The 15,242-nt window shown below is 35.1% G+C and carries 15 protein-coding genes; 6 read left to right on the plus strand and 9 right to left on the minus strand.

The window, feature by feature from the left end:
• Positions 1-219 precede the first annotated feature (219 nt).
• Positions 220-1,485 carry a GTPase HflX gene (gene hflX, locus H3T48_RS00995; protein ID WP_198187822.1) on the plus strand — a complete coding sequence of 422 codons (1,266 nt, stop codon included), beginning with the start codon at positions 220-222 and terminating at the stop codon, positions 1,483-1,485.
• Between the two features lie 48 nt (positions 1,486-1,533).
• Here the strand turns inward: hflX and H3T48_RS01000 are convergent, their stop codons facing one another.
• From H3T48_RS01000 to H3T48_RS01015, 4 genes are all read right to left on the minus strand, one after another.
• Positions 1,534-2,448 (minus strand): C40 family peptidase, encoded by a 915-nt coding sequence (locus H3T48_RS01000; RefSeq protein WP_198187824.1) that lies wholly within the window; start codon positions 2,446-2,448, stop codon positions 1,534-1,536.
• 158 nt (positions 2,449-2,606) lie between these two features.
• Positions 2,607-3,344, minus strand: a complete 738-nt coding sequence (locus H3T48_RS01005) for a C40 family peptidase (protein ID WP_122036018.1) — start codon at positions 3,342-3,344, stop codon at positions 2,607-2,609.
• 213 nt (positions 3,345-3,557) lie between these two features.
• Positions 3,558-4,049 carry a C40 family peptidase gene (locus H3T48_RS01010; protein WP_122036021.1) on the minus strand — a complete coding sequence of 164 codons (492 nt, stop codon included), beginning with the start codon at positions 4,047-4,049 and terminating at the stop codon, positions 3,558-3,560.
• 138 nt (positions 4,050-4,187) lie between these two features.
• Positions 4,188-4,736: a guanylate kinase gene (locus tag H3T48_RS01015; protein WP_187158344.1), complete on the minus strand. Its 549-nt coding sequence runs from the start codon at positions 4,734-4,736 to the stop codon at positions 4,188-4,190.
• A gap of 94 nt (positions 4,737-4,830) precedes the next feature.
• Here H3T48_RS01015 and H3T48_RS01020 point away from each other — a divergent pair, with 94 nt between their 5' ends.
• Positions 4,831-5,160, plus strand: coding sequence for a DUF2187 domain-containing protein (locus H3T48_RS01020; protein ID WP_122036025.1), 330 nt, complete (start codon positions 4,831-4,833; stop codon positions 5,158-5,160).
• Positions 5,161-5,275: 115 nt separating this feature from the next.
• Here H3T48_RS01020 and H3T48_RS01025 read toward each other — a convergent pair whose 3' ends face one another.
• The 3 genes from H3T48_RS01025 to H3T48_RS01035 form a co-directional block, all read right to left on the minus strand.
• Complete coding sequence (locus H3T48_RS01025; protein WP_198187826.1) at positions 5,276-5,938, minus strand: putative bacteriocin export ABC transporter; 663 nt, start codon at positions 5,936-5,938, stop codon at positions 5,276-5,278.
• A gap of 10 nt (positions 5,939-5,948) precedes the next feature.
• Positions 5,949-7,955, minus strand: coding sequence for a hypothetical protein (locus tag H3T48_RS01030; protein WP_198187828.1), 2,007 nt, complete (start codon positions 7,953-7,955; stop codon positions 5,949-5,951).
• Positions 7,956-8,162: 207 nt separating this feature from the next.
• The gene (locus tag H3T48_RS01035; RefSeq protein ID WP_074425861.1) at positions 8,163-8,477 is read right to left on the minus strand and encodes a YxeA family protein; all 315 of its coding nucleotides are present in this window, start codon (positions 8,475-8,477) and stop codon (positions 8,163-8,165) included.
• 435 nt (positions 8,478-8,912) lie between these two features.
• Here H3T48_RS01035 and H3T48_RS01040 point away from each other — a divergent pair, with 435 nt between their 5' ends.
• The 3 genes from H3T48_RS01040 (at position 8,913) to H3T48_RS01050 (ending at position 11,692) form a co-directional block, all read left to right on the plus strand.
• Entirely contained in the window at positions 8,913-10,448 is a 1,536-nt protein-coding gene (locus H3T48_RS01040; protein WP_198187830.1) for an O-antigen ligase family protein, read from the plus strand.
• 150 nt (positions 10,449-10,598) lie between these two features.
• Positions 10,599-11,018 (plus strand): helix-turn-helix domain-containing protein, encoded by a 420-nt coding sequence (locus H3T48_RS01045; protein WP_198187832.1) that lies wholly within the window; start codon positions 10,599-10,601, stop codon positions 11,016-11,018.
• A complete protein-coding gene (locus H3T48_RS01050; RefSeq protein ID WP_198187834.1) occupies positions 11,015-11,692 on the plus strand; it encodes a Fic family protein in 678 nt (225 codons plus the stop codon). Before H3T48_RS01045 ends, H3T48_RS01050 begins: the two co-directional genes overlap by 4 nt.
• Before the next feature lie 140 nt (positions 11,693-11,832).
• Here the strand turns inward: H3T48_RS01050 and H3T48_RS01055 are convergent, their stop codons facing one another.
• Positions 11,833-12,453 carry an LVIS_2131 family protein gene (locus tag H3T48_RS01055; RefSeq protein WP_074425865.1) on the minus strand — a complete coding sequence of 207 codons (621 nt, stop codon included), beginning with the start codon at positions 12,451-12,453 and terminating at the stop codon, positions 11,833-11,835.
• A 94-nt stretch (positions 12,454-12,547) separates the two neighbouring features.
• Positions 12,548-13,090: a hypothetical protein gene (locus tag H3T48_RS01060; RefSeq protein ID WP_198187836.1), complete on the minus strand. Its 543-nt coding sequence runs from the start codon at positions 13,088-13,090 to the stop codon at positions 12,548-12,550.
• Positions 13,091-13,452: 362 nt separating this feature from the next.
• Here H3T48_RS01060 and H3T48_RS01065 point away from each other — a divergent pair, with 362 nt between their 5' ends.
• Positions 13,453-15,114 (plus strand): multicopper oxidase family protein, encoded by a 1,662-nt coding sequence (locus tag H3T48_RS01065; protein ID WP_198187838.1) that lies wholly within the window; start codon positions 13,453-13,455, stop codon positions 15,112-15,114.
• Positions 15,115-15,242: the final 128 nt, after the last annotated feature.

A 15,242-nucleotide genomic window follows, 5' to 3' on the forward strand; every position in this document is an offset into this window, starting at 1 on the left:
ATCTCTAAAGTCCTTAAATACTAAATATGCCAAAAACTGGATGCGAATTTAAAGCATCCAGTTTTTTATCGAGATTTATCATCTTTGTAAACCCAAACATTTGTATTACAATTAAACTAACCTAATTAAAGAAAGAAGATAGCAATCATGTGGATTATTAAAATTAAAACAGCGAATATTAAATAAACAAACTAAAGATTTACGTAGAAAGAGGAACAAATGATTGATAATACCCCTCGTAAAGTTAAAGCTTATCTCGCCGGCGTTAATTTAGATGATTCGAATTTTGATTACTATATGACCGAGCTTGCTAACTTGGCTCAAGCTGCCAATATGGAAGTTGTCGGACAATCAAGACAAAACTTAGAGCACGTGGTTGCAGGGACTTATTTTGGTCTGGGAAAAATCAATGAAATAAAAGATATGGCACATGGCTTAAAAGCTGAAGTGCTTATTTTAAATGATGAGTTATCGCCAGTGCAGATTCGCAATTTAGAAAAAATGACAAAATTACGTGTTATTGATCGCACCGAACTTATTCTAGAAATTTTTTCAAGTCGTGCTCGTACAAAGCAGGCTAAACTTCAAGTTCAGTTGGCTCAGTTAGAGTATGAATTGCCGCGATTGCATCCATCAGAAAATAATTTAGACCAGCAACGTGGTGGTGGCTTTGCCAACCGTGGTGCCGGTGAATCAAAATTGGAATTAAATCGAAGAACAATCGGTAAGCAAATTACGATAATTAAAAAAGAGCTTAACGCTATTTCTGGGCAAGAAGAAATCAAGGCAAAACGCCGCAACCAGACTCATATTCCCAAAGTTGCTTTGGTCGGTTATACAAACGCTGGTAAATCAACAACGATGAACGGTTTACTGGAAGAATTTTCTAAAGAAAATGATGAAAAGCAAGTTTTTGTTAAAGACATGTTATTTGCAACTCTTGATACTAGCGTACGGCGAATTGAGCTAAGTAATAACTTCAGCTTCATTCTTTCTGATACAGTTGGCTTCATTTCTAAATTGCCACACAATCTAATCGAGTCCTTTAAGGCAACTTTACAGGAAGTTAAGGATGCTGATTTATTGATTAACATTGTTGATTCCTCAGATCCAAACATGATTCAAATGATTCGAACAACACAGAATGTTTTGAGCGAAATTGGCGTTAAGGATGTGCCAATGATTACCGCATATAACAAGGCCGATAAAACCGATCGAAATTATCCGCAAATTGAGGGTAGCGGCATTTTATATTCAGCAACTGATCCTGAATCGATTAAGTTGCTCGCCCAACTAATTACTAAGCGTGTTTTTGCAAGCTATCAGAAGGTTAATTTGGTTGTTCCACTAGCTGATGGTAAGACACTGGCTAACCTGCATGAGTACGCCCAAATTATTTTAGAAGAATATAAGACTGATGGAGTTCACGTAACTGCCAGATTGGCCCCTGAAAAGCAGGCTCAATTTCACCAATATATTGTTTAGAAGACACAAAAAGGTCACGCAAATGCGTGACCTTTTATTATTTTATTTTTATTGAATGACACGTTTAGCAACACAAGGGTAAAAGTATGAGCTAATTGTATCAAGGACCACACCCTTATCAGGAGTAGAAGCATGAACATACTGATTGTTTCCAATGTAAATCCCAATATGGTATGGCGCATCAACTGAGCCCCAATATAACAAATCACCAGGCTGCAATTGATCCATTGAAACTGTTGTTCCAACTTTTACTTGGTCAGTAGTTACGCGGGGCAATTGTACCCCACCTACTTTACTATAGATTGATTGCACCAAGCCAGAGCAGTCATAAGCATCCGGACCATTTCCGCCCCAGACATAACCTTTACCTACCTGGCTTTTAGCCAATTTAACAACTGCTTGTTGACGCTGTGCTGTACTGCCAGTAGCTGCTGGTGCAGTTGCTGCAGGTAATGAACTAGGATTATTCTTAGCTTGACTAGGTTTTTGAGGTTTATTTGTCACATTGGTTGGTTGTGGAGTAACCTCTTTATTTGTCTGTTTAGGCTGCTTTTGCTTCTTAGCCTTTTTGTCTTTTTTATTCTTTTTATTAGTAGCCAAATCTTTTAGTTGATTTTTAGCTGGCTGATCGTTAGAATCAACAGCCTCACCATCTAAATCTTTAGTATAGCGGGCTTCAATCCATTCATTGTCGCCAATTTTATACCATAAGTTGCCTTTTTTATCGACAGCAGTTTCAGCAACATTCCATTTGCTATTATTTTTAGCACGGAAGCTAATCAACTGGTCTTTTTGATAATTTGTCCATATTTTAACGTCCTTACCCGGTAAGTAATCTATTTGGACGCGTTTAATTGGCGCTTTTAAAGTAGCTGCATTCACTATTTTCTGTGGTGCAACTGTGGCGACTCCTGTCAGTGTCATCGCCGCCGCAAGACCTATTTTTAAAAAATTACGTCTCATTAAATTCAATCTCCTTCTGGTAGCTCGATGTGGTCATAAATTAGTACTTCACTTTTTATTTTAACTGGTTAAATTTATTTATCAAGCAGCACCGATCAAAAGAACAAAATAAAAAAACACTTAGACCAAAAATCTAAGTGTTTAGCTTGTTAAACTAATTAATTAAGTACACGTTTAGCAACTGAAGGATAAAAGTATGAGCTAATGCTTTCTTTTACAACACCTTGAGCAGGAGTTGCGGCATGAACATATTGGTTATCACCAACATAAATGCCAACATGATATGGTGAAGAAGCTGAACCCCAAAATAACAAATCTCCTGGTTTTAAATTCTTCATTGAAACAGTTTTACCCTTTTTAACTTGAGAATAAGTTGTGCGACTAATGTCAAGTCCAGCCTTACTATATACATATTGTGCTAGCCCTGAACAATCAAAGCCGCTAGGGCCTGTGCCACCCCATGCATAAGGCTTACCAACAACTGCATTTGCAGCGTTAACAACTTTATTTGCTTGCTTTGAAGATGAAATCACACTGTTTGCAATATCTGGCTCAGCCTGCTGCTTAGTCTTTTTATTAGCATCAACAGTGTAACGAGCTTGAATCCATTTTCCTTCGCCAATTTGATACCAAGTTTTACCTTTAGCATCAATTGCAGTACTTAAGACATCTACTGTTTCACCGTGTTGAACACGTTCACCAGTAAAACTTGGATTATTGTAATCATCCCAAATGTTAATGCCATAACCTGGAACATAGTTAATTTTTACTTTAGTCGTTGCAGCTTGTACATGATTAGTGGTGGAATTTGAATTAACGGCATTTACTGCTCCTAACCCAGTAATGGTTAGAGCTGCAGCCGTAGTAAATTTTACTAAATTGCTCTTAACTTTCAAATCAAATTGCCCCCATATTTTTATCAATATTTTATTTTAATTAGTTAATTATTATTATTATTTTAATATCACAGCTTTAATTCTACTTCAGTCATGTTACAGAACCATTACAAAAATGATACCGGAACGTAAAAAACCTCCCAAAGATTAGTTTGCGAGGCTTGAGTTTTTATCAATTATTAGTTAAGAAAGATTTATTTGAGTAGAAATTGACTATTCAATAACGCGCTTTGCAGCTGAAGGATAGAAGTAAGTACTAATTGATTGCTTTATTACTCCTTGATCAGGTGTTGCAGCGTGAACGTATTGATTATCACCAACATAAATTCCAACGTGATATGGTGAAGAAGCTGAACCCCAGAAAAGCAAGTCGCCCTTCTTTAATTTATTCATTGAAACCTTTTTACCCAAAGCAACTTGTGAATAAGTTGTTCTTGGTAAAACGGCTGCACCAGAACTTTTATAAACGTATTGAACTAATCCAGAACAATCAAAGGCATAGGGGCCAGTTGCACCATATACATAACCCTTACCAACTTGTTTCTTTGCAAGTTTGGCAACCGAATTACGCTTTTGTGTAACAGTACTTGCTTCAACTTCAGTTGCTGTTGCTGCAGATACCTTACCGACAGTGACAATACCTGTGAAAAATAAAGCTACTAAAGCAACTAATTTAACTAAACTCTGTCTATGTCTGTGTTCCAAAATTAATCTCTTTCCTATATCAAATCTATTTCGTTCTCAACAATCTATATACTACTCATCGAATGTTACACGTTCATGTCAAACGAGCTACAAAACATTTAGAAATTTAGAGGAAAGACGATATTTATGTAATTTTTACTATGAATCTTGGCAGTTTGTAACAATTTCACGCAATTTTTGCTGCGTTTGTGCCCAATCATCATTTATCAAAATGTGTGCATCTGCCTTTAATTCTTCTGGCAAGGCATTTAGTTCACTACCACTGAGACGTTCATTGATTTTTTCTGGAGTATCACCGCGTTCCAATAGACGCTTGCGTAGCTCTTCTTTAGTGCTTGTCGTAATATACAAAAAATAGACTTGCTCTTTTAGCGCATTAATATAGGAAGCAGCACCTTTGATATCAACTATCAGGGAAACTATTTGATGATTTTTCCAAGCAGCGTCAAGTGCTTCTTTACTTGAGCCATACTGATATGATCCATATTTAACATGCTCAAAAAAGTGAAGTTTTTTGAAGCTACTTTCACTTTCAAAATAATAAGACTTATCTGGACTTTCTCCCTTACGCATTGGTCTCGTGGTATGTGTTACAACACGCGGAATAGCAAATTCCTTGGTTAAATAATCCGAAATTGTCGTTTTACCTGCTCCACTCGGACCGGCAATCAAAATTAATTTTCGCAAAATCCAGGCTTCCTTTACTTGAAAACAATTGCTTTTTATAATAATATCTTTCTATTATAAATAAACATGGGTAAGAGAGGAAGTAAAACTCATCATGAAAAAATCAGATGTAAAAATAGATGACATTCTTAGTGCAAAATCCGAAGAAGAACTTACCAAACCGTTTTTAGGCAAAGTAGAAAAAATTTACGAAAATTCTGCCCTGTTGACAATTATCGACTATGACGAAGTTGACGATACTGCAGTCAGCGACCTTAACCAAAAGATTGTGGTTAACTTCAAGAACCTCAAGGCTGCCCCTAAACGTAAAATTAAGGAAATTCAAGCTAAGGCAACAAGTGACATTAAGGTAGAAAAAATTGCCAAAGTAGCAGATGAAACAGAAGATGAACAAAAGGCTGATGACAAAAAAGCTGAAAAGTAATTTTAGAAAACATTTTTTAAGTTCAATTAAAAAGGTCTCATATCATAATGAGACCTTTTTGTTTGGATATTTTTCCAGTTAGTTATTTTTTGGCATTTTATTTTTAGGGATATATTCAATTAGTTTTACGTTTAGTTATTTTTATTTTTTGATTCTCAATTTCAATTACATAGTCACACTGTTGCCAAACCGTTGGATCATGTGTTGCTATCACGACTGTTGCATCTGAATCAAAGTTAGTTAACAAGATTTTTAGTACTAGTTGACTATTTTCAACATCTAGCGAACCAGTTGGCTCATCTGCGAAAATCACCTTAGGCTCTTTTAATATTATCCGCGCCAGTGCCACTCTTTGCTGTTCACCACCACTTAAAGTGTATATTTTTTGCTGTAATTGCATTTTCCCAAGTCCAACTTGGGCCAAAGCTGCCCGCATTTTATTATCTTTTTCCGTTTTAGACAGCTTTGAATTAGTTAGTCCCAGGCGCAAATTTTGTTTAACTGTCTCAGTATCAATTAAAGCAAAATTTTGAAAAACGAATCCAAAGTAATCACGATATAGTTTTTTCCTATTTTTTGAGTTAATATTCAAGTCATTAAATTCCACTTTACCTGAGGTAGCTTTTTCTAAGCCACTCAAAATATTTAGAAAAGTGGTTTTCCCAGCCCCACTTTTGCCCACAATAGCATAGCTTTTCCCCGTTTCTAAGGTACAGCTAACATCTTCAAAAATGGTTTTTTCTTTAAATTTTTTTGTAAGATTCCTTATTTTAATCAAATTACAGCTCCTAATTTCCATGATTAAGTGTGATTAATATATTTTGCTGGGCTCTATAGTATGTTAATAAAATAATAACTGCTTCCAGTAAAATGTAGCTGAAACCAAATGGTATCAAGCTCAAGTAACTATGCTTTATTAAAATAAAGCTAATTGTCAATAAGTCAAAGCCCAGATTGAAAACCAAAAATTCTACCAATAATTTAGCACTTGATTTACCAAATGCTCGATAAATTGCCATCTTATGCCTCTGGCTTTGTAGAAAAGTTGAGCTAACAAACATGATAACAAAGCTAAGCTGGAGAATAGATAAAATCATTGTAATTGTTAGCATCAGTAAATGGCGATTAGCATTTCGCTGATAATTATCTGTTAATGCCCTTTGACTGGTAATGCCCCAAAAATACGGCCTTAATCCCAACTTCTTGATCATTTTTTTAAGTAACTTGAGATCAGAAAATACCGTTTTTGATTGACTAACGGAAGCCAAATAAAAATCATCTGATAGTAGCTTATTGTTTGCAACTACGATTATTGGGTCTATCGAGATTGCCATCGTAATATCATCGTATCCAACTGTGTAATTAAATATTTTTTGTCCACTGTCAATGGGTACAACTTGAATGGACGGTAAATGATTTGATTTTTTTTGATAATAATTAGGGAGAGAGTTCCTGAATTTAAGATAGCTTATCATCTGCTTTTTAGCGTGTTTGGTCTGATCTAAGCGATTGCGCGGAACTAGTAAAAGAACTTTCTTATTGTCAAACTTGAATCGTTGAGACTTAAGTTCACTGTTCTTAATGAAATTATCGTTTGCAATAATTACATTGCCATTGTCAGGATGAATAGAGCGCCTAGGTGGAAGATATTCCTGTGAATTTTGCGCAACTATTACGTTCGGTGTTTGCACGACCAGCTTATGTACCAGTCTTGCTACTCGTCTATCTACTTGTTTGTCTGACAGTTGCCACACAAGCCCAAGTGAATAACGATTATTCTTGGAATGGATTTCTTGAATTATTTTTGTGTCTCTTACATAAGCCTGATGACTATTATGTAGAGATATAGTATTAAGTGCTACTATCCCAAGCAATAGTATCTTTAACGCATAACCAATTAATAAAAATGGGCGTGAATTTCCTATTCCCTTAATCACTTGATATGGTTTTATTAATACTAAAACTGAATATGATAGAGTGTCTAAACATAAAAAAACTAGTAAGAAAATCGTCAAAAATATAAGTAAATACGGTAAGAACATTCGCAAGCCTGCAAATGTAAACACATATAAACTCCTTGCAATCACTATCATAGCAATAGCACCCAGTGCCAACAAAAACCATAGCATTTCATCTTTGAAATCAGACTTGATTATTTGCCAATTACTCAAGCCATGGATCTTCATTATGGCATAAGCTTTAAAGCGGTATACTTTTTCCAGTATCATAATAATAAATATGATACTAATAACACTAATAAAAATAGTTGCTGTACCTTGCGGAAAGCCACTAAGAGTTGAGCTTAATAAAATACTGGGAGTTGGGGCAGTGCTTCTGACTTCTACTTTCAGGCCTTTACGTAGGAATGAAACTATTCGATTTAAAGCCTCACCTTTAGCATTGGTAAAATATAAGCCGTATATATCTTCTAATTGAAATTCATTATTTGTCAGCTTTTTTATTGCTGCATTTTTATAAATTGCATAAGTTTCATTTTTGGAGCCAAGATTATATACTAGTTTGCTTGTACGTCCGTTAGTCTTATTAATCCGTAATTTAATCAAAGAAACATTTTTATCGTCAGCTATTTCCCGAAGCTTATCAAAAAATGCCTTCTTAGTAACTTTTTGATTTATAGGGGCACTATTTTTTACAGGCTTGGCGGCATAAACATTTATACAAGTTTGATTGTTTGGCAGTGTTTCATCATCATAAGTGTGAATACTCTCAGCAAATAAGCCAATTGCAATGACTGTGGTCAGTGAAAAAAGTATAATTTTTAATTTCCGTAACATGTTTTATCTTTCTAATATACAAAAAACACAGTCTATTGATACCCGTACTTTTTGCTTAAAATCACAATTTAGTTAATTGTACTATAGTTATAGAAACATCAGCATTAACTTAATTTAAATTTAGGAGAGTTTAAATACTATGTGTATAATTGCTATTAAAAAGGTCTCATATCGTAATGAGACCTTTTTGTTTGGACATTTTTCCAGTTAGTCATTTTTTGGCATTTTATTTTTAGGGATATATTCAATTAGTTTTACATACTGTCTTTTATGATGAATTGCAATATACTCCTGTGACGGATCATAACCGCCAACATACATTATCTTATAAGGGAGTTTTCTGCCATTACGGTCAACGGCCTGAACATTGTAATATTTTTGTGTGTTCTTCGGTACCTTTGCATAATCGGTTTCCATCTTAATGTGAGGGTTAAAGTAATCCGTATACTGATTAGGTATAACCACCAAGGCTGCAATTGCGAGTGCGATAATACCAATAATAGAATAAAATAGTTTTTTCATATATTCTTCCTTTTTAATGTATTTATTTTGAATTACTACTACAATTATCAGCTTCCATTATGACTGAAAAGCACTCCCGAATTCTGACATAGTATGACTTTTTCTGACTTATAATGATAATTATAAACAATTGTACTTACTTCATTATTAGTTTAGTTTAAATTTAGAAAAGCTTAACCATATTTATATGTTAAGCTTCTCATTCATTGAAAGTAATTTGTTATTGCAATTGCAGATAATTAAAAAGATGTACAAGCCAAAATGATTCTACATTCTTTAAAATTATTCAACTTTTTACTATAAAGGCTAATCTAGTGGATAAGATATAAAAATCCTCTTAATTTTAGCTCAGCTAAATTTTTAAACTCTTTTTTTTTCGGTCATTTTTGCCTAAAATTAGGCTTACATATTACTTAACATTTTGGGAGAAAAACAGTGAAAGAAAAAGCAAAAAACATTTTATTCTGGTTTATCCTTGTTCAACCGTTTCTTGACTTGTACTGGTTTTACCATGGCAGCCTTGCTACTATTTTACCTTTTACATTGCCGACCATTATTCGACTCATTACCGTAGCTGTTTTATTTTGTCTATTTTTTAGCCAAAAAGAGTCGTGGCAGAAGTTGAGTACACAAAAATGGTTAATCGCCTATCTAATTTTATTAATTATTTATAGCGTTCTGCATTTAGTGCACGTACGGACATTTACCAGTGTTAATCCCACTAACTACGGTTACTCCACTAGTGGTGAGCTATTCTATTTGATTCGCATGTGTCTGCCACTCGTCATTATTTATTTAACCAAAGAACTTAATTTTGGCACAAAACAGTTACAGCAAGTAATCGAGGGCGTTTCTGGACTTTTTTCAGGCACGATTGTCCTATCAAACTTGTTCGTAATTTCACTGAAATCTTATGAAACAGGCGTAATCAGCGCTAATATTTTCGAGTGGTTTTTCAATCCAAATATCGGCTATTCGCATATGGCTTCGAAAGGTTTCTTTAATTTCACCAACATGATTTCAGCTGTTTTGTTTATGCTGTTACCTTTACTTATTTATTATCTATTTACTGATTTCAACTGGATCACAATCACATTGAACGTTGTTCAGGCTTTAGCAATGATTGAAATCGGAACTAAGGTTGCCGCAATCGGCTTAATTGGTGGAATTCTAGTTGGGCTTCTGCTCTACCTATTCCACCGCTACATCCTTAAGAATACGAAAAAAAATATGCTTGCTGTTTTAGTTAGTCTACTAATTGGAGCAGGATCGATTGCAATCTTACCTTTTGGTCCAGCAATTCAACGCTATAATTACGAAATATATTTGGCAAAGCAATCTGACCATGATTTATCCGACGAAACACGTGAATTGAATGCTGGCCTTAAAAAATATCCTACTGGTCAAAAGCGAGAAGACTTTTTACGAAGTTTTATTAAGGAAAACTACCAAGCCTATGCACTCAATCCTAAATTTGTTTTAAAGAGCTATCCTTACCAGTATGATCCTGAGTTTTGGTTAAAAATTATTAACGAGCCCGGTCAAACGCGTATGGAAAATCGCCATCTTGAAAAGGCTATGCTAAATCAAGTTGTTAAGACTAATGACAATAAGCTAGACAAATTCCTAGGTATCTCCTATGTCCGTGAAAACAACATTTTTAACTTAGAGCGTGACTTTGCGGCTCAGATTTATTCTCTAGGCTGGATTGGCATGTTAATCTTTGTCGGACCTTATCTGGCAATACTACTTTATGCTGCTTATCGCTGGCTCAGGTATCAATCAGCCCGAACATATCTGGTTAGTTCATTAATTGTCTCAAGTAGTTTTATCTTGCTTGCAGCTTTTTATTCAGGCAATGTAATGGACTTCCTAACAGCCAGCTTTATCTTCGCATTCATTGAAGGAAACTTATTACTACAGGTGCGAAAAATGAAAACTAATACGACTATCAATTTAAATCAGGATTGAAAAGACTCGTGATAGATATAATAACTAAACCTAACTTCTGTTAGGTTTTTTTAATTAATTAGAAATATACTGTGTCGCGCTCTATACCATATATCGTCATAAAAGTGTTTAAATATGGTAAAATAGGTGCAAAACACTGGAGGTCCAATAATGAGTGCAACAATTGTTAAACTACTTGAAAGTAAAAATATGAGTGTGACGAAAGTTTCTAAGATTAGTAAAGTTCCACTTAGTACCTTAAGGAATGCAATCGTCAAGCCAATTGAAACCTGGTCAATCCGTGTGCTTAATGCTTTTGCAATTGGCTTAGGAGAAAGACCAGGAGATTTGTTAAACGTATTAGAAGCGCAACCATATATTTTAGATATAAATGATGAGACGCAAACTATTCAGGGAGTTTTTATTGCTGATAAAGAGACTTATCAGCAAATTAGAACTGTTGTCGAAGTTAACCACCTAGAAGGATGGAATCCAACAAAATCAGATATTCAGGAACTGCTAGATGAAGCAATCAATCCCGATCCTCAAGTAGCTAAACGTTTTGAAGAAGTTTGGGAGCAAGAACAGTGAGTGATTGGATTAGTAAAACTCTGTATTCAAATGGTGTATTAAAAAACAAGCTCCATATTCATGATGCAGCAGAATTAGAGAAAAAAGAGAATGAATTATCTGCTCGAAATGCTTTATTCCTATTACAAAAAAAGCCGCAGATAAAAGATATCAATGACCTTAAAAAAATTCACCAATTCTTATTTGGCGAACTATACGATTGGGCTGGTAAATATCGCCCAGGTAATTTTAGTAAAAATGGCTATCAGTTTTTTGACTTCACCAGATTTGATTTCGCCGAAAAAGACATCAATAGTATGTTACGTAAGCATCCCAAAACAACGCCCTTATCTGCTAAAGACTATGCTGAACTATTAGACGCAATTAACTTTATGCATCCCTTTAGAGAAGGCAATGGTCGTAGCTGCAAAATTTTCCTTTCTACATATGCAGCTAATCATGGTCAAATGATTGATTATCCAAGAAAAAACGAAGAAATGATTCAAGCGCAAAGTGAGGCCAATATTGACAAGATTGCAAAATTAATTAAAGTTGAAAATACTCCAAGCCGTAATAGAACACTTCAGTTACTGGCCTCACAGCAAAAGAATGCGCAGAAGCAAATTAACCAATCTAGACTCCCCAAAAACTTTGGACAGCAAGAAATCGATTGCGATGATAATCCTGACCTTTAGTGAGGTTGGAAATTTATTATATGCCCTAATTCTTGGTAAGGCTTTTTATAACTTAATAATATCCTTAAAGCTATTACCTAACGAAAAGAGTCCTGAAAGCTAAACAACTTTCAGGACCCTTTTTATTATTGAAATTAATTTTACTTTTCTTTGATAAATGACGCGTCTGGAATCCTGATTAGATAATATCTAATAGCATTATGTCCAGCGTGCATGCCAATGCCATTTTGCCAAACTTTTTTATAATTGGCAGAGTAAACAGCCACATACGCACGCTGATATTTTCGATCCATTTTTTCTAGTTGCTTTTTGTCATAAGGAATCCTAGTAGCATTAAGATCGATTGGATTTTTACCATATGCTACCGTTGCAAAATCGCTTGAAACTTGCGCTTTTCTACCATTACGGAAATAAGTATACGTTTGGGTGCCAATCTTTTTCTTCTTCGAATTAATCGTTACATAGGAAGAATTACCCTCACCTGTGTTCATCACCAGTGGTTCATAGGTTACTGTTGACGTGATTTTGCTCGTATCCTCAAGGTCTGGATTATCAAGCATTGTGCGATCAAACAACCAAATAAGTGCCACTAAAAAAATCACCACTTCAACTAGATCAATTAAAAAATTAGTCCAGCTAAATTTGCGGTGCTCCTTGATAATCATTGTAATTCGCCGTCTGCGAATGTTCTGAATGACAAAGATAAAATATAAAATGACAAAGACCCACAATAAGACGCCGAGCAAATTCCAACTAAACATAACACCCTCCTGTAATTGCTTTCATTATATTGTAAAAACTTGATTTTGAATAGTGAAAAAAGCCTAAATTATCTCCTGTTCATAAATAATCGGGCTATTTTTTCTTGGCTTTTGTAGTTTTCTTTTTCGTAGCAGCTTTCTTAGCGGCAGGCTTTTTAGCAGGTGCTGGCTCAGGCTTAGTATATTCTCTTACTTGCTTGATTTTTTCCTCGATTGCTTCCACTAGCTTTGCGGTGACTTCATCTTCGGATTGCATAATTTCATCTTCAGTAGCTAATTGATCAATTCGAAAATTCGATGCATTCAAAAATTCTGACTGTGTTTCAAAGTAAACATAGATTGGGTAGTCTTTGCCTTCTTCAAAAAAGTTACTGACCTTTTTGTAATTGCTATATGGCAAGTTGATAATATTATTTTCTAAAATGAAAGTGACTGGTCTTTGTCCTGTTACTTCAAGGGCAACATGGCTTAAAGAATCATGCTTGATTGCGGCAACTGTTTCCTTAACCATTTTCGTCGCTAGTTCCTTAAGCTTGGCGTTGGATTTACTAATGTCAGCGTATTTAACGGTTTCTAAATCTTGCAGGTAGTTTTGTTCTTCAATTCTTTCTGCTAAATCTGTTAAGTTAATCTTCAAAATAAAAATTCCCTTTTAAGTTAATCAATTTGTTATCAGTCTTCTATTACGATACTCAAATTCAGCATTAAAAACAATTTATTTTTCTCTCTTTAAAAATTTTTTTTAAAGAACAATCGCTTGAAGAAAGTGAACTTTTGTTCCGTTTTTTATTCAATTTTCTTTACAATCACTTGTGCTCAAGCTGTTTGTGAAAAAGATTAAATAACACTTTGATGGTCTAAAAAACAAAAAAGCGTTTTTATATTTTTAAAGCTTAAAAAACATCACTTTCCGTACTTTACAAGCGTTTTCACAAAGAATAAAATTTAAGTTGTAACTAAAATTTTTAGCTAAATTTTTTAACTGAAAGGTAGACAAATATGTCAGAAAAAGTTTACACAGATTATTTCTATAACTCAGATGATTTTGACAAAAATCATGGTATGGGCTACAAAGAACTTCATATTCCAGAAGGAGTAGAGGCTCAGCCTTTAATCGTTCCTCCAGTATTAGAGCCTGATAAGCAAGAAAACAATGATGTTTGGTACACCATTGAATCTCAAGAAGGTGAATTCCAATTTTTGCCAGGTAAGAAGACTCATACTTGGGGCTATAATTTCCCAGTTCTTGGTAAAACAATGGTTTTAACTAAGGGTCAACATGTACATGTAACCTTGAAAAACAGCTTACCAGAATTAACTACTTACCACTGGCACGGTATGGAAGTTTCCGGTCCTGGTAACGATGGTGCATGTCACTCACCTGTATACCCAGGCGAAGAAAAGCAAATCGACTTCGTTGTTAACCAACCAGCCGCACTTACTTGGCTTCACGCTCACCCATGTCCATCAACTGCTTCACAAGTTTGGATGGGACTTGCAATGGGTGTTGTTGTTACTGATGCTAATGAAGCACAATTACCAATTCCTAAGACTTATGGTAAAGACGAATTCCCAATTATCTTGCAAGATAGAATCTTCCATGAAGATAACCAATTCGACTACAAGGCAGACTACAACGCAATGGGTATCTTTGGTGATACTCCAATTATCAACGGTGTTGTTCGTCCTTACGTTGATGTTACAACTCAAAAAGTTCGTTTAATCTTCTTAGGTGGTTCTAACCGTCGTGAATGGCGTTTACACTTTAGTGACGATTTGGTAATGACTCAAATCGGTGGTGACGATTCATTCTTGGAGCATCCAGTTAAGATGACTAAGGTATTAATCGGACCTGGTGAACGTCAACAAGTAGTTATTGACTTCAGCAACTACAAAGAAGGCGACGTTGTTAACCTTTACACTGACGACTTCAAGTTAGTTGAATTTAGAATTCATAACTACGAAAAAGATGACAGCGTAATTCCTGACACTTTATTCAAGCCATATGATCCAGTTGTTAACCCTAACTCACCAGTTCCTCATGTTACTATGGATAACCACAACATGATCAACGGTAAGAAGTTTGCTATGCAACGTATCGACTTGAAGCAAGACTTAATGAACGCAGAATACTGGGACGTTACTAACACTAACGACAAGGTTAACGGTATGTTACACCCATTCCATATTCACGGTGCTCACTTCTTAGTCGTTTCACGTAATGGTGAAGAACCATATCCAAACGAAAAGGGCGTTTACAAGGACACTGTTGAAGTTGCCCCACAAGAAACTGTTCGTTTGAAGGTTTACTTCCAAAACACTGGTGTCTTCATGTACCACTGCCACATCATCGAACACGAAGATGCAGGTATGATGGCTCAAATTCAAATTGTTGATCCAAAGGATCCAGATAAGACATACGAATTGATGGACATGGAAACTTTAACTAAGGCCTTCTCAGAAGAAAAGGGTATTCCTATGGATGAAGTTTACTGCCCAGGTATGGATACTGAAGGTATGGCTGTTAAGGGTGTTGACCACTCATTAGACGCACTTTCAGGTGCTAGCCACAGCCACCATGAAGAGCATCACGAAGAAGCTCCAGTTAGTCATGAAGAACCTAGCCACGAAGACGCTACTTCAGGTGCAAGTCATCACTAATTAATTTTAGTTTTGCATAAATCAATTAAAACCACTCAAGCAATTGAGTGGTTTTTCTTTTCTCAAAAATATAGTAGTTAAAATTTCCCTAAATAGCATGAACTTGTTATGAAATTTAGCAAATTCCT

It is taken from the genome of Lactobacillus sp. M0403 (genome assembly GCF_016101265.1).
GTDB lineage: Bacteria > Bacillota > Bacilli > Lactobacillales > Lactobacillaceae > Lactobacillus > Lactobacillus apis.